Raw genomic sequence first — 23,295 nt, forward strand, 5'->3', positions numbered from 1 at the left:
CGGGTCCACGCCCCTCGCTAGGCCCTCGGCCCAGCGCTCCCCCGACCGGCGCGGAACGGAAGAGAGTGCCTCCGCCCCCACCCTGCTGATCGTCGCGCACGGCAGCCGCGACCCACGCCATCCGGCGACCGTGGCCGCGCTCACCGAAAGGGTGCGGAAGCTGCGCCCGGGGCTCCGCGTGGAGGCGGGTTTCCTGGACTTCTGCGCGCCGAGCGTGCCCCGGCTGCTGGACCGGCTCGCGGCCGACGCGGTCGGGCGGGTGGTCGCCGTCCCGCTGCTGCTGACCCGGGCCTTCCACGCCACCGTCGACGTCCCGGCGGCGCTGGCTGATGCCCGGCGCCGGCTGCCCCGGCTGACGATCGACCAGGCCGAGGTGCTCGGCCCCTCGCCCCTGCTACTCAGCGCCCTCGACCACCGGCTGGCCCAGGCGGGGGTGCGGCCCGGCGACCGCGGCGGCACCGGAGTGGTGCTGGCGGCGGCGGGCTCCTCAGACCCGGAGGCGATCGCGGTGATCGCTGAAATCGCGCGGGAGTGGCGGCGTACCGGCTGGTACGCCGTGCGGCCCGCGTTCGCCTCCGGCCCTCGTCCGCGGACGGCGGAGGTGGTGCGGCGGCTGCGCGCCGAGGGTGCACGCCAGGTCGCCGTCGCACCGTACGTGATCGCTCCCGGCCGGTTGCCCGACCGGATCGCCGCCGGGGCGCGGGCCGGGGAGGCCGATGTCCTCGCCGAGGTCCTCGGTGCGCGCCCGGAGTTGGCACGGCTGCTCCTGGACCGGTACGACACCGCGCTGCGCCCGGACCGGCCCTCGGTGTTGAGCGCCTGACGGGCGCCCGGGCGGGGCTCACAACGCGAACCGGCCGCCGTACCCGTGGGGGCGGTACGGCGGCCGGTCAGTTCTACCCGCTGCCCGGCCCGGTGCCGGGAGGAGGGTTTACTCCACGACCCTCAGCAGCTTGTTCGGGGTACCCGAGGTGGGGTTGCTGATGGCGTCCTCGGTGGCCCCGTCGGTCAGCGCCGTGGCCACCTCCTCCGGAGTGGCGTCCTCGTGGCCGCCGAGGTAGACGGCGGCGGCACCCACGACGTGCGGGGTGGCCATCGAGGTCCCCGAGATCGTGTTGGTGGCGCTGTCGCTGTCGTTCCAGGTGGAGGTGATGTCCGTACCCGGCGCGTAGATGTCCACGATCTCGCCGTAGTTGGAGTACGAGGCCTGCTCGTCGGCGTCGGTGCTGGCGGCGACGGTGATCGCCTCCTCCACGCGCGCCGGCGAACTGCCCGAGGCGTCGCTGGACTCGTTGCCCGCGGCCACGCCGAAGGTGACACCGGACTCGATCGCCTTCTGCACGGCGGCGTCGAGGGCCTCGTCGGCGCCGCCGCCGAGGCTCATGTTGGCGACCGAGGGGCCCTCGTGGTTCTCGGTGACCCAGTCGATGCCCGCGACGACCTGCTCGGTGGTGCCGGAGCCCTGGTCGTTCAGGACGCGCACCGCCACGATGTCGGCCTTCTTGGCGACGCCGTGCGAGGCGCCGGCGATGGTGCCGGCCACGTGGGTGCCGTGACCGTTGCCGTCCTCGGCGCTCTCGTCGTCGTCGACGGCGTCGTAGCCGTACTCGGCCCGACCCTCGAAGTCCTCGTGGCTGATACGGACCCCGGTGTCGATGACGTAGGCGGTGACGCCCTCACCCGCGCTGTCCGGGTAGGTGTAGGCCTGGTCACCGGCGGTCTCGGCCTGGTCGATGCGGTCCAGGCCCCAGGACGGCGGGTTGTCCTGGGTCTCGGCGATGGTGAAGGTCTTGTTCTGCACGACCTTCGCGACGGCCGGGTCGGCGGCCAGCTTCTTGGCCTCCGCCTCGGTCAGCCCGTTGGCCGAGAAGGCGTTGATGGAGGAGTAGTTCCGGCGGAGCTTGCCGCCGTACTCCTTGGCCAGGTCCTTCTTGTCCGCGACCTTGACGCTCTTGACGTCGTCGTCCATCAGGACGATGTAGCTGCCGGCGATGGCGGTCTCGGCGTCGGCGCCGTAGACCTTTCCTTCCGGAGCGGACGCGGCATTGGCCGGCATGGCGAGGAACGCACCGCCGGTGACGGCCGCCGCAGCGGTTATCGCCACGATGAGACGACGCTTGCCATGACGCTGGTGGTCAGCCATAAAAGGCTTCTCCCTGCTGTGTGTTGTGGGGGGTCAAAGCGCTTTCGCGCACCCGGGGAAGCCAGCAAGCTACCCTGGGGTAACTCAAAACCCTGACTCATTGACGGGCGCATTTCAACGCTGACTCGCATGTGTGACGCACACAACATTCAGCCCGACCGCCACCGGACACCGCCCCGGGACATGAGACGGCCCCTGCCCGATCGGACAGGGGCCGTTGGGAGGAGACGGTGCCTCAGGCGGCTGACCTGGTCGCGGTGGAGTTCGTCGGGTGGGCCTCGCCCGCGGCGTCGGAGGCCGCAGCGTCCGGAGAACTCACCGAGCCGGCCAGGGCGTCGAAGGAGTCGATGGTCCGAGTGAAGTCACGGGTTGAGAGCAGCAGCTTGTAGATGATGGCGAGCTCGAACAGGAGCAGCAGGCTCCCCGCCGCCACGGTGACCCCGGCGATGGCGCCGACCGCTGGACCGATGATGAAGACGGCCATCTGGAATTCTATGCCGCTGACCAGGTGGGTGCGTATCCGGTGACGGAGCAGGAGGTCGCGGAACCGGCCGTACCAGGGGAAGCGGTGCTTGAACTCCTGGTGCAGGTCGACGACGGCCGCCGGCTTGTTCTCGGACCGCTCGCCGCCCTCGGCGGAACTCTCCGCGTCGTTCGCCGTCCGGTGCTCACTCTCCGGGTCGGCCTCCGGGTTCTTCCGGAGCAGGTCCTCCATGAAGGCGAGTTCCTGCTCGTCCTGGGCGTTCATCGCCGCCCGGGCCCGGGCCTTGATCTGCTTGCGCATACCGTGCCGGATCTTGAAGATCTGCAGCGCGTCGACGTAGCGCAGCATGTCCAGGAAGACGACGGCCAGCGCCAGCCAGATGTAGAGGGCCTGGCCGGTACGGGAGTACTGGCCGCCCATCAACGCGATCGCGCAGAACAGCACCCGGACCCGGTCGAAGACGTAGTCGAGCCAGGAACCGAAGACGGTGCCGGTACCGGTCAGCCGGGCCAGCTTGCCGTCCATGCAGTCCAGGATGAAGCTCAGGTGGTAGAGCCCGGCCCCAAGCAGCAGCCAGCCCCAGCTCCCGACCGCGAAACAGCCGGCGGCACCCAGCCCGAGGAAGAGCGCCAGCCAGGTGATCTGGTTGGGAGTGACACGAGTCCACCTAGCGGTCAACCTGACCAGCGGTGTGGCGACCGGATCCACCAGCAGCACGGTCCACCAGGCGTCACGCTTCTTCTCAGTGGCCAGGCGAACCTCGGCAAGCGGTGGGATCTCTCGGGGCATGAGCAAGTCCTAAAACGTATTAGTGGGGAGTCAACTCCACGTTAAGAAGGCCTTCACGAAGAGACAAGGCGCGGCGGGTACAACCTTTTACCCGCAGTAGCAGTCAGCCTATTCATCGGTGTCAGTGGCACTGCCAGCTCTGCACCGCGTTCTCTTTCCGGTCTGCGGGATATCCCTGTCCATGGCGCGCCGGCGACCGGCGCCGACGGGAACACGCCGGGAAGCGGCTGCGAGCGCCCCTCCGCCCGATCGCCCCCGCCCGTCACCCGCCCCGGTCCGCCGCTGCCCGGCCCTGAGGGTTGCCCCTAGTCCCCGGTGGATCAGCGCACGGCGTCAGATGCGGTGCAGCGCAAGGCGGAGGAACATCCAGATACTGGGCGTATGGGGATGTTCCGACAACGCGGCGAGGTGCCGCAGCTGACGCCGTGCGCCCACCGGGGACTACGGGACAATCCTTAGCTGGGAGAATGCCGCTGGCTGAAATGGGAGGTCGCATGGCGTTCGGTGAAGAACGGGCGCGGAGCGTGCTCGCGGCGTGCGGACACGATCCCGCGGCGCCGCTGCTCGCCCTGGGCGAGAACGCCGTATTCGCCTTGCGGGACGACTCGGTGGTCAAGGTGGGGCGCAGCGTCGAGCTGCTGGCCCGCGCCCGCCGGGAACTCCGGGTGGCGACCTGGTTGGAGGCGGAGGGCGTCCCGGCGGTCCGAGCCGCCCGGCCGGAGGCCCGGACGGTCCTGGGGCATCCGGTGACTTACTGGGAGCGGCTGCCCGAACCGGTCCGGCCGGCGCGCGCCGCGGACCTGGCGGGGCTGCTGAGGATCGTCCACGAGCTTCCCGCACCGCCTTTCCCCCTGCCCCGGCGCAGGCTCCTCGAAGGGATCGACCGCTGGCTGCGGCTGGCCGACGGCGCCATCGACCCGGCGGACGCTGCCTACCTGCGACAGCGGCGGGACCGCATCGCCGTGGCCGTCGAGGACCTGGCGCCCCGGCTGCCCCCCGGTCCGATCCACGGTGACGCGCTGCCGCGCAATGTGCACATCGGCCCGGAGGGCCCGGTGCTCGTCGACCTGGAGACCTTCTCCCAGGATCTCCGCGAGCACGACCTCGTGGTCATGGCGCTCTCCAGGGACCGCTACGGCCTCCCGGCCGACGAGTACGCGGCGTTCACCGAGGTCTACGGCTGGGACGTCCGCGAGTGGGACGGCTGTGACGTGCTGCGCGGCGCGCGGGAGACGGCGAGTTGCGCCTGGGTCTCCCAGCACGCCCCCGGCAACCCGGCCGCGCTCGCCGAGTTCCGCCGCCGGGTGGCCTCGCTCCGGGAGGGCGACGCGCGGGTGCGCTGGCACCCGTTCTGACCACCCGTCGCGGGTGCGGAGCCGCGGGCGCGGCGGCTAACCGGCCCTGGCCTCCGAAGCGTGCTCCCCGGTGCGCTGCGCGGGTATCAGCGGCCAGGCCGGGTCGATGTACGCCCGGGGATCGCCCACGCGCCGCAGGTAGCGCTGGAAGGAGGCGGCCTGCTCGGCCGCGGCCCGCACCTGGAGCTGGTGCAGGGCGGTGGTGTCCACCGAGCCGACCGCCGCGTACCGCTCCCCGATCCGTGCCGCCACCCGGGCCGCGGCAACCGCGTCCGCCCCCGCCTCGTGAGCCGAGAGCAGTTCCACCCCGTAGTGCTCGCAGAGCGCTTGCAGGTTCCGCTTGCCCTTGCGGTAGCGGTCGACGTACTTGTCTAGGACGAGCGGGTCGATGATCGGCCCGGGTGTCCTCCCCAGCCGCGCGGCCAGCGGCGCGACCCCGTGGCGGGCGCACTCCCGGTCCAGCAGCGACAGGTCGTACCGGGCGTTCATCACGGCCAACGGGCGCCCCGAACCGAGCACTTCGGCGAGGGCCGCGGTGATCTGCTCGACTCCGGTCGCCGCGGCGAGTCCGTGCCGCCGAGCCTGCTCGGTGCTGATGCCGTGGATGCCGGTCGCCGCGGGGGGGATCGGCACCCCCGGGTCGATCAGCCACGTCCGGGACGCGCCCGGTTCGCGTCCCGGTCCCAGTTCGACCAGTGCCCCCGTCACTATGCGGTCGCTGTCGATGTCGGTACCTGTCGTCTCCAGGTCGAATCCGGCCAACCACTCCCCAGGCCACCCCATGACGGTTTCCTCCCTGTTCGTGTTCCCCCGTCCTTCCGCACGGTGCCATGCCCCACTGACACCGCCGTTACCCGGTCGGGTCGGAGGGATCCGCGGCGGCGCCGCCGCGGAGCGTCCCGACGGCCGTGGCCGCGCGCTTTCAGGAGACGGGTCGGGAGTCGGCCCAGGCGCTCTCGAACTCCTCGCGGTAGGTCTCGAAGAGGCCGGTCTCGCGGTCCGCGTCCGGCACCAGCTCACGGCTCCGGCCGCCTCGCACCACCAGCACCGGGGACTCCATGCCGCGCGCCCGGCGCAGGTAGGACTGGACGACCGCGAGCCCGTCCGCGGTGTCTCCGTCGACCAGGTAGGCGGTGAACCGGGGGGTCTCGTCGAAGACGTGGATCTCGAAGGCGGCGGTGTCCCGCAGCCGGTCCCGGACCCGGCGCATGTGCCGGATGTTCATCTCCACCGAGCGGCTCAGTTCGCCCTTCTTGAGGCCGAGTTCGCGCTCGCGTCTGCGCACCGCGCTGCTGGCCGGGTTGAGGAAGAGCAGCCGGGTGCGGCAGCCGGCCTCGGCGAGCCGCACCAGCCGGCGCCCGGAGTAGTTCTGGACGAGCAGGTTGAGCCCTATGCCGATGGCGTCGAGCCGCCGGGCACCGCCGAAGAGGTCCTCGGCCGGCAGCTGGCGCTGCAGCCGCACCCGGTCGGAGTGGACGCCGACCACGTCGGCGTAGCGGTCGCCGACCAGGTCCTCCACGGCGTCGACCGGGAGCCGGTCGGTCGCCGTCTCGCCGGGCCGGCTGCCGAGCATGTCGATCAGTTTGGCCGAGGCCCGTTCGGCCTGGGAGAGGACGGCGACGGAGAGCGCCCGGTTGCGGGAGACCACGTTGCGCGCCACCTCCAGTTCGTCCAGGGCCAGTTCGAGGTCCCGCCGGTTCTCGAGGTAGGGCTCGAAGCACGGCCAGTGGGCCACCATCAGCTCCCGGAGCTGCGGGAGGGTCAGGAAACTGAGGACGTTGTCGTCGGCCGGGTCCAGCAGGTAGCCCTTCCGCCTGCTCACCTCGTGCACGGCGGCCGCCCGCTGCACCCACTCCTGCCCGGCCGGTCCGGCCGCCGCGACCACCCAGTCGTCCCCGTGGACCGGTTCGTAGATGGGCCGCAGCACCGCGGCCACCACCGCCCGCAGCCGCTGCTCCACGAGGTTCAGCCAGATGTAGGCGCGCCCGGCGCGCCGGGCCCGGGTGCGCACCTCGTTCCAGGCGTCGGCGCCCCAGTCCAGTTCGGCTCCGATCTCCATCGGCCGGGCCAGCGAGACCGCGCCGGGTGGAACATCGGCGGCGCCGCCCTCGCGACCACCGCCACCAGGAGGCAGCTCCAGCCCGCCCGAGCTCACCTGTGCACCGCCTTCCGCCCCTGCTGTCGATCACCGGAGCCTACTGCGTGGGTGGGAGGCGGTGCACCTGGATCCGCTGGCAAGTCGGATCGCGTCCGCCACGGAGCGGATCGGCGCTCCGAGGGATCCGGAGTCCGCCGGCCGCGGCGGGCGGCCGGCTGCCCACCGGACGCGGGTGACGGCCGTTCAGCGCGCGCTCCTCGCGGCTTGGCGAGGGAGTCGGGCTGTCCCCTTATATCCTGTCAACGGCTACATACCAGCCAAAACCGACCGGCACGGGTAACGGTCCCGGAACCGCGTACCTCTCGGATCGCCCGAGGGCGGTTCCGCGAGGGGCCGTCGCGTGGCCTCCGGGGGCCCGCCGGGACGGCCCTCCGGCTCGCAGGCCGGACAAGGTCCCCTTCCGCCGCGGTCCGAGGTTCCGGGGAGCGGCGGACCAGGAGTGGAAGAGGTTTCGACAGCATGCAGGTCTGGCCGGGAAAGGCGTATCCCCTCGGTGCCACCTTCGACGGCGCCGGAACCAACTTCGCGGTCTTCTCCGAGGTCGCTCGCCGGGTCGAGCTGTGCCTCCTGAACGAGGACGGTTCCGAGACCGCGGTGGAGCTGCGCGAGTCCGACGCGTTCGTCCGCCACGCCTACCTGCCGGGCGTGATGCCGGGGCAGCGGTACGGCTTCCGGGTGCACGGCCCCTACGCCCCGGAGCGGGGCCACCGCTGCAACCCGGCCAAGCTGCTGCTGGACCCCTACGCCAGGGCGGTCAGCGGCGGCATCGACTGGCACGAGGCCGTGTACGGGTACCGCTTCGGGCAGCCCGACGAGCGGAACGACCTGGACTCCGCCCCGCACACCATGGCCTCGGTGGTCGTCAACCCCTACTTCGACTGGGGGGACGATCGCAAGCCCCGCACCGACTACCACCACACCATCCTGTACGAAGCACACGTCAAGGGTCTGACGATGCTCCATCCGGAGCTGCCGCCGGAGCTGCGCGGCAGCTACGCGGCGCTCGCCCACCCCGCGGTCATCGAGCATCTGTCCCGGCTCGGGGTGACCGCACTGGAACTCATGCCCGTACACCAGTTCGTCCAGGACCACCGGCTGGTCGACGCCGGGCTCCGGAACTACTGGGGCTACAACACCATCGGCTTCTTCGCCCCGCACAACGCCTACGCCTCCTGGGGCGACCGGGGACAGCAGGTGCTGGAGTTCAAGACGGCCGTACGGGCGCTCCACCGGGCGGGCATCGAGGTCATTCTCGACGTCGTCTACAACCACACCGCGGAGGGGAACCACCTGGGGCCGACGCTGTCCTTCCGCGGGTTGGACAACGCCTCGTACTACCGGCTGACCGACGACCCGCGGTACTACATGGACACCACCGGCACCGGGAACTCGCTGCTGATGCGGAGCCCGCACGTACTCCAGCTGATCATGGACTCGCTGCGCTACTGGGTGACCGAGATGCACGTGGACGGATTCCGCTTCGATCTCGCCGCCACCCTGGCCCGGCAGTTCCACGAGGTCGACCGGTTGTCGTCCTTCTTCGACCTCGTCCAACAGGACCCGGTGGTCAGCCAGGTCAAGCTGATCGCCGAGCCGTGGGACCTGGGCGAGGGGGGCTACCAGGTCGGCAACTTCCCCCCGCTGTGGACCGAGTGGAACGGCAGGTACCGCGACACCGTCCGCGATCTGTGGCGCGGCGAGCCCCGTACGCTGGCCGAGTTCGCCTCCCGACTGACCGGCTCCTCCGACCTCTACCAGGACGACGGCCGACGGCCGCTCGCCTCGGTCAACTTCGTCACCTGCCACGACGGCTTCACCCTGCGGGACCTGGTGAGCTACGACCGCAAGCACAACGAGGCGAACGGCGAGGGCGGGCGCGACGGCGAGTCGCACAACCGGTCCTGGAACTGCGGGGCCGAGGGGCCGACCGAGGACCGGGAGGTGCTCTCGCTGCGCGCTCGGCAGCAACGCAACTTCATCGCCACCCTGATGCTCTCCCAGGGGGTGCCGATGCTCAGCCACGGCGACGAGTTCGGCCGGTCGCAGAACGGCAACAACAACGTCTACTGCCAGGACAACGAGCTGGCCTGGGTGCACTGGCCGACCGGGGACGGCGCCCCGGCCGGCACGGCCGACGGCCCGGGCGCCGACGGCGTCGACCTGGAACTGCTGGAGTTCACCCGGGCGATGGTCTGGCTCCGCCGGGACCACCCGGTCTTCCGGCGCCGCCGATTCTTCCACGGCAGACCGGTGGAGGGCACCCACGACGAACTCTCCGACATCGCCTGGTTCACCCCGGAGGGCGAGGAGATGGCGCGGCAGGACTGGGAGGCGGCGCACGCCAGGTCGCTGACCGTCTTCCTGAACGGCGGCGCGATCTCCGAACCCGGTCCGCGCGGAGAGCGCCTCGACGACGACTCGTTCCTGCTGATGTTCAACGCCGGCGAGCGCAGCCAGGAGTTCTCGGTGCCCGTCGGCCACGGCCGTCAGTGGCGGGTCGTGGTGGACACCGGGCGGGCCGGCGGGATCGGGACGGGGACGAGCCCGGAGGTGTCGGCGGGCGGGCGGCTCACCCTGATCGACCGCAGTCTGGTGGTCCTCCGGCGGCCACGCTGAAGCGCCCTCCACCGCCGCGGTCCCGCCCCCGTTCGAGACCTCCGTGGGGCCCCGCCGGCGGGTCACCACCCGAATGCCCGACCGACCGGGGCGGAACCTCCCGTCCCGGGTACCTTCCGTCCCGTGACGCCCGTGCCGACCTCCACGTACCGGATCCAGCTCCGCCCGGACTTCCCGTTCACCGCCGCCGCGGCCGCAGTACCCTACCTCGCCGCGCTCGGCGTCTCCCATCTGCACCTGTCACCGGTGCTGGAGGCCGTGCCGGGCTCCACACACGGCTACGACGTGGTCGACCACTCGGCGGTGCGGGCCGAGCTCGGGGGCGAGCAGGGCCTTCGGGAGCTGGCCGCCACGGCCCGGGCGCACGGCCTCGGGCTGATCCTGGACATCGTGCCCAACCACATGGCCGTCCCGGCCCGAGTACGGCTGAACCGGCCGCTCTGGGAGGTCCTCCGGGAGGGTCCGGAGTCGCCCTACGCCCGCTGGTTCGACGTCGACTGGGCCGCCGGCGCCACGGCCCCGGGCACCCACGGCCGGATGCTGCTCCCGGTGCTCGGGGGTCGGTTGGGCGAGGAGCTGGAGCACCTCGGGCCCGACCCGGCGCGGGGCGTGCTGCGCTACCACGACCACGAGTTCCCGCTCCGGCCGGGCACCGAGCGGTTGCCGCTGCTCGAACTGCTGGACGCCCAGTGGTACCGGCTCTGCTGGTGGCGACTGGCCCGCACGGAACTCAACTACCGCCGCTTCTTCACCGTCTCCACTCTCATCGGGGTGCGGGTGGAGGACCCCGCGGTCTTCGACGCGACCCACGCCAAGGTGCTGGAACTGCTCCACGACGGCGTCGTATCGGGGCTCCGGATCGACCACCCGGACGGCCTCGCCGACCCCGGCGGCTACCTGCGGCGGCTCGACGCGGCGGCCGGCGGGCGCTGGACGGTGGTGGAGAAGATCCTCACCGACGACGAGCGGCTGCCCGCGGACTGGCCGGTGGCCGGGACGACCGGGTACGACGGGCTGCGCAGGATCGACGGGCTGTTCGTGGACCCGGCCGGTGCCGAGGAGCTCACCGGTGTCTACCGGGATCTCACCGCCCAGCCGGCGGACCTGGGCGGCGAGTGGTCGGCGACCGTCCGGCGCGCCGCGCGAGAGGTCGTGGACCGGGAGCTCGCCTCCGAGGTGGCGGCCCTGGGCCGGATCGCCGAGCGCGTCTGCCGCGCAGATCCGAGCCTGCGCGACCACCCGCCCTGGGCGTTGCGGACCGCCGTCCGGGAGTTGCTCCTAGGGGTTCCGGTCTACCGGCCGTACACGGTCGCCGGCGAGCCGCCGGGGCAAGGGGACACCAGGATGCTCACCACGGCGGCCCTGCACGCCCGCCGCGCCTTCACCGTCCCCGAGGAGGCCGAGACGGTGGACCTGGTGCGGGAGCTGGCCCTGGGCAGGGCCGGCGCCACCGCGGCCCACGAGGAGTTCCGGGCACGTTTCGCCCAGACCTGCTCGGCGCTGCACGCCAAGGCCGTGGAGGACACCGCCTTCTACCGGTACGCGCCGCTGCTCTCGGCCGGTGAGGTGGGCGGCGCCCCCGCCGACGCCGCCGTCCCGCCGAGCGCCTTCCACGAGTTCTGCGCACGCCGCCAGCGGGACTGGCCGGACACCGGGACGGTTCTGTCGACCCATGACACCAAACGCAGCGGCGACTCCCGTGCCCGGCTCGCGCTGCTGTCCGAGGCCCCTGGCGAGTGGGCGGAGCTGCTGGCACGGCTCACTGCGGAGACGGCGGCCGCGGACGGCACCCGGGCCCCCGACGGGCATCTGGCCTGGGTCGCCTGGCAGAGCGCGGCGGGCCTGGACCCCCGGTGCGGTGAGCGGCTCGCCGACGCCGTCCTGAAGGCGGTCCGGGAGGCCGGTCTGCGGACTTCCTGGACCGAGGAGGACGGCGCGTACGAGAAAGCGGTGGCGGCCTTCGTCGGCGCCGGCCCGGCCGGTCCCCCGGCCGCGCGGTTGGACCGCTTCTTCGATTCGCTGGCCGAGCCGCTGAGGGCCAATATCCTGGGCGCCGCCCTGCTCCACCTGACCATGCCCGGCGTGCCCGATCTCTACCAGGGCACCGAGCGCCCCTACACCGCACTGGTCGACCCGGACAACCGCCGGCCGCCGGAGCCGCCGCCGAACGGGCGGCGGCGGTTGACGGAGCTGGCTTCCGGCGAGCCTCCGACCGGGCTGGCGGAGGAGAAGCTCCACCTCACCGCCGCGGCGCTCCGACTCCGCCGGGAGCACCCCGAGTGGTTCGGGGCCGCGGGCCGCTACGAGCCGCTGGCGGCCCGCGGTACGGCCGCCGAACACTGTGTGGCCTTCGCCCGGGCCGACCGGGTGGTCACCGCGGTGACCCGGCTCTCGCGCCGCCTCGCGGCGGCGGGCGGCTGGCGGGATACCGAGTTGCCGCTTCCCCCGGGGCGCTGGCGGAACCTACTGCACGGGCCGGCGGTGGAGCGGACGGGACCGACGCCCCTCACCGAACTCTTCGCCGGTCTCCCGGTGGCGCTGCTGGTCCGCGGCTGAACGCCGTCCGAAACGCGGTCCGTCAGGGGACTTCCGGTGGCGGCCGCCTTCGCGGAAAGAGGCTGCGCGATCGTGCGGGACGGGCCGAACCCGACTCGGCGTCAGGCTGCGCCCGCCGTCGGCCTCTCCGATCATGGAGGCGACGACCGAGGACCGAGCAGTTGGAGCCGCCGGTGTTGTTCGAGGTGTGGGCGCCGGACGCGGCGGAGGTCGCGCTCCGGACGGACGGCCGGGACCATCCCATGGAGCGCGATCCGGACCGGGCCGGTTGGTGGCGCTGCGAGGCCCCGGCCGCGGAGGGCAGCCGCTACGGCTTCGTCCTCGACGGCGGCCCGGTCCGCCCGGACCCCCGGTCCCGCCGCCAGCCGGACGGCCCGGACGGCCCGAGCGCGGTGCTGGCTCCGGAGCGCTTCCGCTGGCGGAACGCCTGGCCGGGCAGGGCACTTCCTGGGGCGGTGCTGTACGAGCTGCACATCGGGACCTTCACCCGGGCGGGGACGTTCGAGGCGGCGATCGAGCGCCTCGCCCACCTGGCGGAGCTGGGCGTCACCCATCTGGAGCTGATGCCGGTCTGTCCCTTTCCCGGACGCCACGGCTGGGGCTACGACGGCGTCTCGCCCTGGGCGGTCCACGAGCCCTACGGCGGCCCGGAGGGGCTGCAGCGCTTCGTCGACGCCGCGCACGGACACGGCCTCGGTGTCGTCCTGGACGTCGTCCACAACCATCTGGGACCCTCGGGCAACCATCTGCCGGCTTTCGGCCCGTACTTCACCGACCGGTACCGCACCCCCTGGGGAGAGGCGGTCAACCTGGACGGCCCGGGCTCGGACGAGGTGCGCCGCTATCTGCTCGACAGCGCTCTGGCCTGGCTGCGGGACTACCGACTGGACGGCCTCCGGCTCGACGCGGTCCACGCCCTGCACGACACCCGCGCCCGGCACTTCCTGACCGAGCTGTCCACCGCCGTCGACGCGCTCGCCGCCGCGCTCGGTCGACCGCTGTTCCTGATCGCCGAGTCCGACCTGAACGACCCACGCACCACCGCCGTCCGGGAACTCGGCGGCCACGGCCTCCAGGCCCAGTGGAACGACGACTTCCATCACGCACTGCACGCCGCTCTCACCGGTGAGGCGCAGGGCTACTACGCGGACTTCGCCCGCCGCCCCCTCTCGGCCCTCGCCAAAACCCTGACCGCGGGCTTCTTCCACGACGGCGGCCACTCCAGCTTCCGGGGCCGGGCACACGGCAGCCCGCTGGACCGGCGCCACTCTCCGGGACACCGGCTGCTGGTCTACGCGCAGAACCACGACCAGATCGGCAACCGGGCCATGGGCGACCGGCTCTCCGCCGCGCTCTCACCCGGGCTGCTCGGCTGCGCCGCCGCGCTGGTGCTGACCTCGCCCTACACGCCGATGCTGTTCATGGGCGAGGAGTGGGGGGCGACCACGCCCTGGCGGTACTTCACCGACCACACCGACCCGGAGCTGGCCGAGGCCGTACGGCACGGTCGGCGCCGGGAGTTCGCCGAGCACGGCTGGGCCGAGGGGGACGTCCCCGACCCGCAGGACCCCGCCGGCCGGGAGCGCTCCTGCCTTGACTGGGAGCAACCCACCCGCCCCCCGCACGCCGGGCTGCTCTCCTGGTACCGGCGGCTGATCGCCCTCCGCCGGGACCACCCGGAGCTGGCCGACCCCGACCTGGCAGCCGTCGAGGTCTACCACGGGGAGGAGAGCGGGGAGCGCTGGCTGGTGGTGCGCCGCGGCAGGCTCCGGGTGGCGGTCAACTTCGCCGCGGACCAGGACTCCCTGGTGCCGGTCGGAGGCCCGGACGCGACCGTGCTGGCGGCCTGGGGCGGCTGCGAGCCCTCCCGGGCCGGCGGCCGGGTCCGTCTCCGCCCGGAGTCGGCGGTGGTCTTGGCCCTCCGGTGATCCGGGCACTCCGGTGAACCGGTCCTCGGAGCCCACCGGTACGGCCGGGGGGGGCGAGCCCTTCCCCGGCCGTACCGCCGCTCCTCGCCGTCGACGCGGGGCGGCGCCCGAAGCGGGGCGGCTCAGTCGCCGTCCGGCGCCAACCGCAGCGAGACGCTGTTGATGCAGTACCGCTGGTCGGTGGGTGTCGGGTAGCCCTCGCCCTCGAAGACGTGCCCCAGGTGGGAACCGCAGCGCGCGCAGCGGACCTCGGTGCGCACCATGCCGTGCGAGCGGTCCTCGATCAGCTCGACCGCGTCGGAGTCCTTCGGGTCGTAGAAGGACGGCCAGCCGCAGTGGGAGGCGAACTTGGTGTCGGAGCGGAACAGCTCCGCCCCGCAGGCCCGGCAGCAGTAGACGCCGGGCGCGCTGGTCTCGTTGTACTCACCGGAGAAGGGCGGCTCGGTGCCGGCCTGGCGGAGCACCGCGTACTCGGCCGGTGACAGCTCGCTGCGCCACTGCTCCTCGGTCTTCTGCACGTCATACGGCATCTGCGGACCTCTTCTCTGCGACGGCGAGGCTCTCCAGTCGGGCCAGGATCGCGGAACCGAGTTCGGTCACGTCTCCGGCGCCCATGGTGAGAACGGAGTCGCCCGGTGCGGCCATTCCCGCGATCAGCTCGGGAACGGCCTCCCGAGCGTGCTCGGGCCGGACGTCGGCGCCCTGCGCGGCGGCCGCCTCGACGACCAGAGCGCTGGTGACGCCGGGGATCGGGTCCTCCCGGGCCGGGTAGATGTCGAGGACGACCGAGGCGTCGGCCAGAGCCAGCGCCCGGCCCATCTCGGCGGCCAGCTCCCGGGTGCGGCTGAAGAGGTGCGGCTGGAAGACGACGAGCACCCGGCCGTCGCCTGCGCCGGAGCGGATCGCCTCCAGATCGGCGGCGATCTCCGTGGGGTGGTGGGCGTAGGAGTCGATGACCTGGACCCCGGCGGCGGCGCCCTTGAGCTGCAGCCGCCGCTGGACACCGGTGTACGAGCCGAGTGCGGAGGCCAGGTTGTGCACCGGGAGCCCGAGCGCGACGCCCGCGGCGAGCGCGGCGACCGCGTTCCCCGCGTAGTGCCGGCCTGGGACGGAGACGGTGAAGGTGAGCGGCCGACCACCGATGACCACGGTCACCTCGCTGGTCAGCCCGCGCGGGTTGATCTTGAAGATGCGGACGTCCGCGTCCTCGGCCTCGCCGTAGGTGACGGTCCTCGGGCCGCCGCCCCGAGCGGCGAGTCGGCGGGTCAGCTCGCGGGCGCCCTCGTGGTCGGCGGAGATGACGAGCGTGCCACCCGGGCGGATCCGGTCCACGAAGGTCTCGAAGGACTCGTGGATCTCCTCGATGGAGCCGTAGTTCGCGTGGTGGTCGAGTTCGACGTTGAGCACGACCGCGACCTCGGGTGCGTACTTGTGGAAGCTCCGGTCGCTCTCGTCGGCTTCGGCGACGAAGATCTCCCCGGCGCCGTGCAGGGCGTTCGAGCCGGGTACGTCGAGGTCGCCGCCGATCGCGTACGAGGGCTCGACCCCCAGGGTGGTCAGGGCGACGGCGAGCATGGAGGTCGTCGTCGTCTTGCCGTGCGTGCCGGCGACGGCGAGCGGGCGGGCCCCCTCCATCAGCGCCGCGAGCGCGTCGGCCCGGTGCACCACCGGGACCCCGCGCTTCTCCGCCGCCACCAGTTCGGGGTTGTCCTCCCGGATCGCGCTGGAGACGATCACACAGGTGGCGTCCTCTGCGAGGTGCTCCTCGGCGTGGCCGATGTGCACCGTCACCCCTTGGGCACGGAGCGCCTCGGCCCCGGCGGACTCCCGCGCGTCGCTGCCGGCGACCCGTGCGCCGCGCATCGCGAGGATCTTCGCGATGCCCGACATTCCGGCGCCGCCGATGCCGATGAGGTGCGGTCGGTCCATGGCGGACGGGACGGCGGGTGTCATGCGTCTCTCTTCCCGGTCGGTGGGTGGGTGCCGCCGCGCCGGCGAGGGCGGGCGGCACCGCGGTGAGCGCTGTTCAGCCTATTCGGTGTGGGCGTACAGCTTGAGTACCGGTACGCCGACCCGGTGCCGTGCCCGGGAGGTCCAGTCCCGGTGGAAGAACTCCTCGACCAGCCGGGGCGCGGTCAGCACGATCACCTCGTCCGCGTTGCTCTCTTCGACGGTGCTGCGGAGCTGGTCCAGCGGTCTCCGCTCGACGATCCGCCCGGTCGCCGAGCATCCCGCGGCCCGCAGGGAGTCCAGCGAGTCGGCCAACGCCCGTTCGGCTTCCGGGAGCGCTTCCGCTCCCTCGGGCTCACCGCCCTCCTTGACCGCCTCTTCGATCTCGCCGAGCGCCACGTCGTCGAGGGCCCTGAGCAGGCGGTCCTGGTCCCCGTGGGGCTGGAACAGGACGATGAAGGAGACCGGCTCATCACCGTGGAGCGTGGTGACGAGATCCACGTCCGTGGGCACCAGCGGCTTCTCGATCATGAGTACGGAGGTGAACACAGCGGGAGCCCTTCTTCTCTCGGGGCCGTGGAGCTGAAGAAACCATCCTGCTCCACGACCGCACGGAACCCGAGCGGGTCGGAACCCCTCGCCCCGACCGGCCGCCACACGGCGGCCGAAAGGGCGAGCAGCTCTCAGTCTGCCTGCTGCGGGCTAACCGGAACGGCAAATTCCGGTGATTGGCGGATCCGGCGGTAGCGGGTGAACAGAAACCCGCTCTCCTCCAGCACCGACACCGGGGCGAAACGTTCCGGCTCCACGACCTTCGGGCCGTCCGTGATCCTCGGCGCGTCCCCGACGGTGAGCATGGGCGCGACCGAGTAGCAGAGCTCGTCCAGGGTGCTGGCCGCAGCGAACTGGCCGAGCAGCCGCGGCCCGCCCTCGGTCAGCTGCCGTGTCAGCCCCCGGGCGGCGAGCGCACGGACCGCCTCGACCGGCTCGACCCCGCGGCCCTCGCCGGCGATCAGCAGCTCGGCGCCGGCCGCCCGAGCGCGCTCGGCCCGCTCCCTGTGCTCGGCGATGGCCGCCGCGCCCGTCAGCACCAGGGTCGGGACCAACGGCTCGGTGAAGAGCGGGCGGGAGAAGTCCAGGTCGAGGCTGGCGCTGACCACGGCGATGGCGGGTGCCGGGGGCTGGCCCAGCGCCGCGCGCCGGTCGGCGAACGCCTCCCGCGCGCGGGCCGGCCGGTAACCCTCCTGGCGGACGGTCTGGGCACCGACCACGATGACATCGGCCAGCGCCCGCAGCACCCCGAAGATCCGCATGTCGGCAGGTGAGGACAGCGGCTGGGAGCGGCCGCCGTGGTGCGCCGCTCCGTCTAGCGAGGAGACCATGTTCGCCCGCAGGTAGCCGTCACCGGCCGGGACGGTGGGGTAGGCGTAGGCGTCGGCCAGTTCGTCCAGTGCCCACTCGCGGTCGGTGAGCTCCCGCTCGGCGGCGGTCCCGGTCACTGGCGGGTAGAGACGTCGCATGACCGTAGTCTGGCACGCGGCCGACTCCCGGCGGCGGGTGATGCGCTCCCCGCCTCACCGCCCGGCGGTCCGCGTTAGCCTGGGATTCCGTGTCGTACCCAACCTCTGCCGGCGCCGACCAGGCCGGTCGGACAGCCGGCGCCCGCCGACGAGCCGGGGCACCGCTGTCGCTGTGCGCCCGGCAGCCCGCCGTTCCCGCTGAGCGGATGGTCGCGGGGCTCGTCCCACCGCCCCGTTTCCGGGCGGCCCGCCTCGAGACCTACGTCCCGGACCCCGCGCAGCCCAGCCAGGCGGAGGCGGTGGCGCAGCTCGGCCGCTTCGCCGGCGGGATACGCGGGGGAACCGCCGACCGCCGCCGCCGACTCTTCGGCAGGAAACCGGCCCGGTCGGCGGAGCCGCGCGGGATCTACCTCGACGGCGGCTACGGGGTCGGCAAGACCCATCTGCTGGCGGCCCTGTGGCACGCCGCCCCGGCGGCCGCCGAGGAGAAGGCCTTCGGCACCTTCGTCGAACTGACCAACCTCGCGGGCGCCCTGGGCTTCCAGCAGACCGTGGCCGCCCTGAGCCGCCACCGACTGCTCTGCATCGACGAGTTCGAACTGGACGACCCGGGCGACACCGTGCTGGTCTCCTCGCTGCTCGGCAGGCTGGCGGAGGCCGGCGTGGCGCTCGCCGCCACCTCGAACACCCTCCCGGGGAGGCTCGGCGAGGGCCGCTTCGCCGCCGCCGACTTCCTCCGTGAGATCCAGGGGCTGGCCGCCCACTTCCGCCCACTGCGGATCGACGGCGAGGACTACCGCCACCGAGGCCTGCCCACCGCGCCGCCACCCCGCTCACCGGACGAGGTGATACGGGCGGCACACCGCACCGAGGGCGCCTCCCTCGATGACTTCCCCGCCCTCCTGGAACACCTGGCGGCGGTCCACCCGAGCCGTTACGGAGCGTTGACGGAGGGGCTCAGCGCCGTGTTCCTGACCGGTGTCCGCCCGATATCCGACCAGTCCACCGCCCTGCGGCTGGTGGTGCTGGCCGACCGGCTCTACGACCGCGAGATACCGGTGACGGCCTCGGGTATACCGTTCGACCGACTGTTCAGTGCGGAGATGCTGCGGGGAGGCTACCGAAAGAAGTACTTCCGGGCGATCTCACGTCTCACCGCCCTGACCCGGGAGGGCCAGGGCGGTCAGCCCCCGAACCCCGGGGACATCCCGAGCTGAGCAGGCCCGCAGTCCGCCGACCGCCGCTACCCAAGGAGACCAGCGTGTTCCTCCAGCCCTGGGACGCCAGTCTGGACGAGGCCGAATGGCGGAGCTGGATCGCCGAGGGCCACGACTTCGGGCTGCTGAGCGTCAACGGCCTGCCCGGCGAACCGCCCTGCGGCGTCCCCACCCACTTCAGCAGGGACGGCGCCGACCTCCTGATCCACCTGGCCCGGCCGAACCCGGTCTGGAAGGCGATCGAGCGCAATCCGAACGTCCTTCTGACGGTGGTCGGCGACTACGCCTTCATCCCCGGCCCCTGGCGCGCCAAGGCGGGCACCCCACCAGACGACGGCGTCCCCACCAGCTACTACACGGCCGTCCAGTTCACCTGCCGCGCCGACATCATCGACGACCCGGAGGCCAAGGCCGCGCTGCTCCGCTCCCAGCTCAGCCATTTCCAACCCGAGGGCGACCACGCACCGGTCGCCGTCGACCAGCCTCCCTACGGCCGGATGCTGCCCGGCATCCGGGGGCTGCGTCTCGAAGTCACCGAGGTGCTGGCAAAGTTCAAGTACGACGACCACAAGCCCGTCGAACACCGCACCGCCGTCGCCGACCGCCTCACCGCACGCGGCCAGGGCTTCGACGTGCCCGCCGCCCGCCAGCAGCTTCGCCGCCTGGACCGCATCGGTCCCTGGAAGCCCTGACCCGCGGTCGCCGCACTCAGACACGCAGGAAACGGAACCCCGCCATGCCCATCGTCCGACTCGCCCCGGCCGTCGCGGAAGCCTTCCCGGACTCCCTCGTCGCCACCGAGTCGTTCACCCCGCTCGGCGAACCCGATACCGTCGAGAACCCCAGGCCCGGCGAGATCGTCTACGCGGACGCCACCGGTGTCCTGACCCGCCACTGGAACCACCGCGACGCCCACCGCACCCGGGTCACCGAGGACTCAACCGACGTCGTCTTCGTACTCGAAACGCTCCACGCCACCTGTGACGGCCACCTCCTCAAGGCCGCGGTGGAGGAACTGCGGGATCTGCTCCGGCCGCACGCCGAACGGACCGCCGGGTACCGCCTCGGCCCGGCCCACCCGCAAGTCATCCTCTGACCGACCGCCGCGGCCCGGAACCGCCGCGCCGCCGCCCCCTTTCCCCCGAGAGAGCACGGCGGCACCGGGGGTACGTCCACGGCTCCGCGTGCCGCCCGGCCCGTCAGGGCGGCCCGGCACCCGCCGACGAGCCGCTCCGCCCGGGACACGCGCTGCCCGATTCCAAGGTCCTGACACGTCATCGGCGCTGTTCCCGAGCGCCCCTGGGGCGTGGTACACACTGCGGGTCACGTTCCTGTCCAGCAGCAGGGAGTTGATCGCGCATGTCCTCGACCCGACGTGAGGTCCTGGCTCGCACCGGGGCGGCCGGTGTCGCCATCGCCTTCTCCGGGGCCATCTCGGAGCTGTTCTCCGGCACCGCCGCCGCTCAGGAGTTGGGAGGCGGCGGCTACGGGCCGCTGGTCCCGGACCCTGCCGGCCTGCTCGACCTGCCCCGCGGCTTCCGCTACCGGGTGCTCTCCAGAGAGGGCGAGCCGCTCCGCTCCGGTGAGGGCGCGGTCCCCGGCAACCATGACGGTATGGCGGCCTTTCCGGGCGGTCGCGGCCGGGTGCACCTGGTCCGGAACCACGAGAACCGGGCGAACGCTCCCGGCCCCGTACCGGTGGTCGACGGGCTGACGTACGACCCGGAGGCCAAGGGGGGCTGCACGGCGCTGGAGCTCGGCCCGGGCGACCGGGTCCTCGACGAACGGGTCGCGATCGCCGGCACCTCGACCAACTGCGCCGGCGGGCCCACCCCCTGGAACACCTGGCTGACCTGTGAGGAGACCGAACTCCGGGCCGGCGAGGACGGCTACACCAAGGACCATGGCTTCATCTTCGAGGTCGATCCGCGGGACCCTCGGCGGACCAGCGTCGAGCCGCTGACGGCCATGGGCCGCTTCCAGCACGAGGCCATCGCGATCGACCCGGCGAACGGCACCGTCTACGAGACCGAGGACGCCTTCGACAAGCCGTTCGGACTCTTCTACCGGTTCCACCCCGCCAAGCCCCTGGGCGGGCACGGTTCGCTGCACGCGGGCGGTGTGCTGGAAGCGATGCGCGTTCCCGGCGTTCCTGACCTGTCGGCCATCCAGGAGACCGGCACCACATTCGAGCACATCGAATGGGTGCCGGTGCCCGATCCGCTCGCCCAGGAGACTCCGATCCGCTTCCAGGACTTCGGGCGGAAGGGCATCACCCACGCCCAGAAGCTGGAGGGCTGCTACTGGGGAGGCGGCAGCGTCTACTTCGTCTCCAGCTTCGCCAAGAGCGCGGAGGGTTCGGCCGCCGACCACTACGGACAGATCTGGCGGTACGACCCGAGGCGCCGGAGCCTCACTCTTGTGATCGTCTTCGGCCCGGACACCGATGTACAGCTCCCCGGCGAGGAGCCCGACAACATCGCGCTGGCACCCAGCGGCGGCCTGATGGTCTGCGAGGACGGCGAAGGGGCGCAGCACGTCTTCGGACTCACCAGGCGCGGCGAGGTCTATCCGATGGCCCGCGGTCGGCAGAACATCGGCACCCCGGAGGAGCCCGCCTGGGGCGAGTTCGCGGGCGTGACCTTCTCGCCCGACGGGCACACGATGTACGTCAACTGCTACACCCCGGGCACCACTTTCGCCGTGACCGGCCCCTGGCGTCGCTAGGCCCTTCCGTGCCGCCGCTCGTGCCGCGAGCCAACACCACCCGGAGTCGGGGGCTCGGCACGGCGGAGGGAAGGCCCGGTTCGGCCGGGCCTCCCCTCCGCCCAACGCTCGGGCCGACGGTGCCGGTCTCGTCCGGCGCGACCGCCCTCAGCTGCTCGCCGTGGCCGCCGGCTGTCCCTCGCTGGGCCGGACGATCACGAAGCCCTCGCCGTCGAGCCTGAGCTGGACCACCTCGCCCGAACCGCTGCGGAGCATCGATCCGAAGCTCTGCGAGCGGTGCAGGGAGGTGTGCAGCTGGGCGCTCCAGCCGACGACGGCATCGGTGTCCACGAAGACCGGGGCCTGCGGTGAGACGGGGATGACGATGGGGTTGCCCTCACAGATCACCGCCAGCTTGCCCTGGCCGCTGAAGACGCTGTTGAAGAGTCCGCCACCGACCATTCCGGCGCCCTTCACCATCTCGATCCGGTAGCTGAGCGTGGCGTCGAAGCAGAGTACGTTCCGGCCGTTGACGGTGAGGAGGTCGCCGGGGCCGAAGTCCACGATGAAGCAGTTGGCCGCCTGGTGGGCGAACCATGCCTCCCCCTGGCCCCGGACCGCCATCAACGGCAGTCCCTCGCCGGTGACGGCCCGCTTCAGCAGGTTGCCGACCCCCTGGCCCTTCCTCTCGAACTGCAGGTTGCCGCGGAAGGCGACCATCGAGCCCTGCCGGGCGTAGCACTCGCCGTTGACGGCGTACTTGACCGACCACGGGTTCTGCAGCGTCATGCCGGGGGCCGTGGCCGGCTGGACCATGTTCTCGGAGGCGAAGATATCGCTTTGCATGGAACGCATGCTCCTCTGGGACGGGGCCCGCTGCCAAGTGCGGTGCCGCTTCGCTCATCTCCCCGCGGCCCGGTGCCGGCCGGGCGGCAGCACCGGGGGTGGGGTTCAGCACTGGAACGTGCAGATCGCGCGGTCGAAGCTCCGCGCGGCGAGGTCCTCCGGGCGGATCAGCCAGTAGAGCGCCCCGGTGTCGTCCCAGACGACGCCCTCGGCCTCTTCACAGTCGATCTGGGCGAGCAGCAGCCAGCCCTTGGCCTCGTCCAGGAGTTCCGGGGAGTCCCATGCCACCTCCGCGCCGAGCACTCCCGCCGCGGCCTCGATCTCCACCGGTCCCTGCAGCGTCCAGGCGTGACCGCCGATCCGGTGGCCGGGCCCCCATCCTTCTGCCCAGACCGCCTCCTCGAACTCCTCCGAGTTCACCGGATGGTCGTCCGCCGCCTCTGACGTCAGACCGGCCAGGAACGCCTCGTGGATCAGCGGGTGTTCGCCGGAGGCGGCGGTCGGCTCGACCCGGGCGGTGAGCGGCACGCTGCGCACATCCGCCCTGAGGCGCGGCGGGGGCTGCCGCTCCGCGCACTCCGTGCCGGCGGGCAGATGGAGTACCCGGGCCCCCGGCCAGGTGTCCCGGTCGACGGCTATCACCGGTGCGGCCCCTTGGTCTATCTGGCCGTCGAAACAGAAGAAGAGCAGGGTCCCGTCGGTCGGCAGCCGGATGTCCAGGGCGTCCAGGGGGAGTTGGGCGCAGTCCACCGAGGCGATGAACGTCAGCGGGCCGCGGCCTTCCCAGACCGGCCAGGCCACCTCGGCCGGCAACCTCGGCAGCCCGCCGAGTCGGCCGACGACCCGGTCGGAACCGGAGGCGGGGAGCAACCGGGCGGTGGGCCGCAGGAGTTCGAGCCAACGCTCCCGGACATCGGGAGGCAGATGCCGCTGAGCGAGTACGCGCATGGTCTCGTGGGATCGGTCTGTCATCTCCCCGATGATGCACCGGACCGCTGACAGCGCCGCTCCGCACCGGCGGCCGACG

The 23,295-nt window shown here is 72.4% G+C and carries 18 protein-coding genes and 1 pseudogene; 9 read left to right on the forward strand and 10 right to left on the reverse strand.

Annotated features, from left to right (window positions below):
* Window positions 1–82 precede the first annotated feature (82 nt).
* Window positions 83–823, forward strand: coding sequence for a sirohydrochlorin chelatase (locus tag BGP73_RS06545; RefSeq protein WP_069812989.1), 741 nt, complete (start codon window positions 83–85; stop codon window positions 821–823).
* 108 nt (window positions 824–931) lie between these two features.
* On the opposite strand, the gene BGP73_RS06550 is transcribed toward BGP73_RS06545, so the two are convergent.
* On the reverse strand, window positions 932–2,143 hold the full coding sequence (locus tag BGP73_RS06550; RefSeq protein WP_069812507.1) for a S8 family peptidase: 1,212 nt from the start codon (window positions 2,141–2,143) through the stop codon (window positions 932–934).
* A 235-nt stretch (window positions 2,144–2,378) separates the two neighbouring features.
* Entirely contained in the window at window positions 2,379–3,416 is a 1,038-nt protein-coding gene (locus BGP73_RS06555; RefSeq protein ID WP_069812509.1) for a CDP-alcohol phosphatidyltransferase family protein, read from the reverse strand.
* Between the two features lie 494 nt (window positions 3,417–3,910).
* On the opposite strand from BGP73_RS06555, the gene BGP73_RS06560 reads away from it, so the two are divergent.
* Complete coding sequence (locus BGP73_RS06560; protein WP_107473961.1) at window positions 3,911–4,771, forward strand: phosphotransferase enzyme family protein; 861 nt, start codon at window positions 3,911–3,913, stop codon at window positions 4,769–4,771.
* Between the two features lie 36 nt (window positions 4,772–4,807).
* On the opposite strand, the gene BGP73_RS06565 is transcribed toward BGP73_RS06560, so the two are convergent.
* Both BGP73_RS06565 and BGP73_RS06570 read right to left on the reverse strand, forming a co-directional pair.
* On the reverse strand, window positions 4,808–5,554 hold the full coding sequence (locus tag BGP73_RS06565; protein WP_069812513.1) for an exonuclease domain-containing protein: 747 nt from the start codon (window positions 5,552–5,554) through the stop codon (window positions 4,808–4,810).
* A 139-nt stretch (window positions 5,555–5,693) separates the two neighbouring features.
* Window positions 5,694–6,926 carry an SAV2148 family HEPN domain-containing protein gene (locus BGP73_RS06570; RefSeq protein ID WP_069812515.1) on the reverse strand — a complete coding sequence of 411 codons (1,233 nt, stop codon included), beginning with the start codon at window positions 6,924–6,926 and terminating at the stop codon, window positions 5,694–5,696.
* A gap of 462 nt (window positions 6,927–7,388) precedes the next feature.
* Between BGP73_RS06570 and glgX the strand changes: the two genes are divergently transcribed.
* The 3 genes from glgX (at window position 7,389) to treZ (ending at window position 14,029) form a co-directional block, all read left to right on the forward strand.
* Complete coding sequence (gene glgX / locus BGP73_RS06575; protein WP_069812517.1) at window positions 7,389–9,545, forward strand: glycogen debranching protein GlgX; 2,157 nt, start codon at window positions 7,389–7,391, stop codon at window positions 9,543–9,545.
* Window positions 9,546–9,668: 123 nt separating this feature from the next.
* Window positions 9,669–12,101: a malto-oligosyltrehalose synthase gene (gene treY / locus BGP73_RS06580; protein ID WP_069812519.1), complete on the forward strand. Its 2,433-nt coding sequence runs from the start codon at window positions 9,669–9,671 to the stop codon at window positions 12,099–12,101.
* A 173-nt stretch (window positions 12,102–12,274) separates the two neighbouring features.
* Window positions 12,275–14,029: a malto-oligosyltrehalose trehalohydrolase gene (gene treZ / locus BGP73_RS06585; protein ID WP_069812991.1), complete on the forward strand. Its 1,755-nt coding sequence runs from the start codon at window positions 12,275–12,277 to the stop codon at window positions 14,027–14,029.
* A 122-nt stretch (window positions 14,030–14,151) separates the two neighbouring features.
* Here the strand turns inward: treZ and msrB are convergent, their stop codons facing one another.
* From msrB to BGP73_RS06605, 4 genes are all read right to left on the reverse strand, one after another.
* Entirely contained in the window at window positions 14,152–14,559 is a 408-nt protein-coding gene (msrB, locus tag BGP73_RS06590) for a peptide-methionine (R)-S-oxide reductase MsrB (RefSeq protein WP_069812521.1), read from the reverse strand.
* Complete coding sequence (gene murC / locus BGP73_RS06595) at window positions 14,549–15,982, reverse strand: UDP-N-acetylmuramate--L-alanine ligase (RefSeq protein ID WP_069812523.1); 1,434 nt, start codon at window positions 15,980–15,982, stop codon at window positions 14,549–14,551. The genes msrB and murC overlap by 11 nt, the downstream gene beginning before the upstream one ends.
* A gap of 78 nt (window positions 15,983–16,060) precedes the next feature.
* Entirely contained in the window at window positions 16,061–16,528 is a 468-nt protein-coding gene (locus BGP73_RS06600; RefSeq protein ID WP_069812524.1) for an indole-3-glycerol phosphate synthase, read from the reverse strand.
* A gap of 134 nt (window positions 16,529–16,662) precedes the next feature.
* A complete protein-coding gene (locus tag BGP73_RS06605; protein ID WP_069812526.1) occupies window positions 16,663–17,499 on the reverse strand; it encodes a pyrimidine reductase family protein in 837 nt (278 codons plus the stop codon).
* 206 nt (window positions 17,500–17,705) lie between these two features.
* On the opposite strand from BGP73_RS06605, the gene zapE reads away from it, so the two are divergent.
* The 4 genes and pseudogenes from zapE (at window position 17,706) to BGP73_RS06625 (ending at window position 21,443) form a co-directional block, all read left to right on the forward strand.
* A complete protein-coding gene (gene zapE / locus BGP73_RS06610; RefSeq protein ID WP_079127256.1) occupies window positions 17,706–18,716 on the forward strand; it encodes a cell division protein ZapE in 1,011 nt (336 codons plus the stop codon).
* 44 nt (window positions 18,717–18,760) lie between these two features.
* Entirely contained in the window at window positions 18,761–19,408 is a 648-nt protein-coding gene (locus BGP73_RS06615) for an FMN-binding negative transcriptional regulator (protein WP_069812528.1), read from the forward strand.
* A 104-nt stretch (window positions 19,409–19,512) separates the two neighbouring features.
* A pseudogene (locus tag BGP73_RS06620) lies at window positions 19,513–19,812 on the forward strand (phenylalanine--tRNA ligase beta subunit-related protein); the annotation flags it as partial.
* A gap of 263 nt (window positions 19,813–20,075) precedes the next feature.
* Window positions 20,076–21,443 (forward strand): alkaline phosphatase PhoX, encoded by a 1,368-nt coding sequence (locus BGP73_RS06625; protein ID WP_069812530.1) that lies wholly within the window; start codon window positions 20,076–20,078, stop codon window positions 21,441–21,443.
* Between the two features lie 147 nt (window positions 21,444–21,590).
* Here the strand turns inward: BGP73_RS06625 and BGP73_RS06630 are convergent, their stop codons facing one another.
* Both BGP73_RS06630 and BGP73_RS06635 read right to left on the reverse strand, forming a co-directional pair.
* Entirely contained in the window at window positions 21,591–22,268 is a 678-nt protein-coding gene (locus tag BGP73_RS06630; RefSeq protein ID WP_069812532.1) for an AIM24 family protein, read from the reverse strand.
* 105 nt (window positions 22,269–22,373) lie between these two features.
* The gene (locus BGP73_RS06635; protein WP_069812995.1) at window positions 22,374–23,240 is read right to left on the reverse strand and encodes a YwqG family protein; all 867 of its coding nucleotides are present in this window, start codon (window positions 23,238–23,240) and stop codon (window positions 22,374–22,376) included.
* Between the last annotated feature and the right edge of the window lie 55 nt (window positions 23,241–23,295).

It is taken from the genome of Streptomyces sp. TP-A0874 (genome assembly GCF_001748085.1).
Taxonomy (GTDB): Bacteria; Actinomycetota; Actinomycetes; order Streptomycetales; family Streptomycetaceae; genus Streptomyces.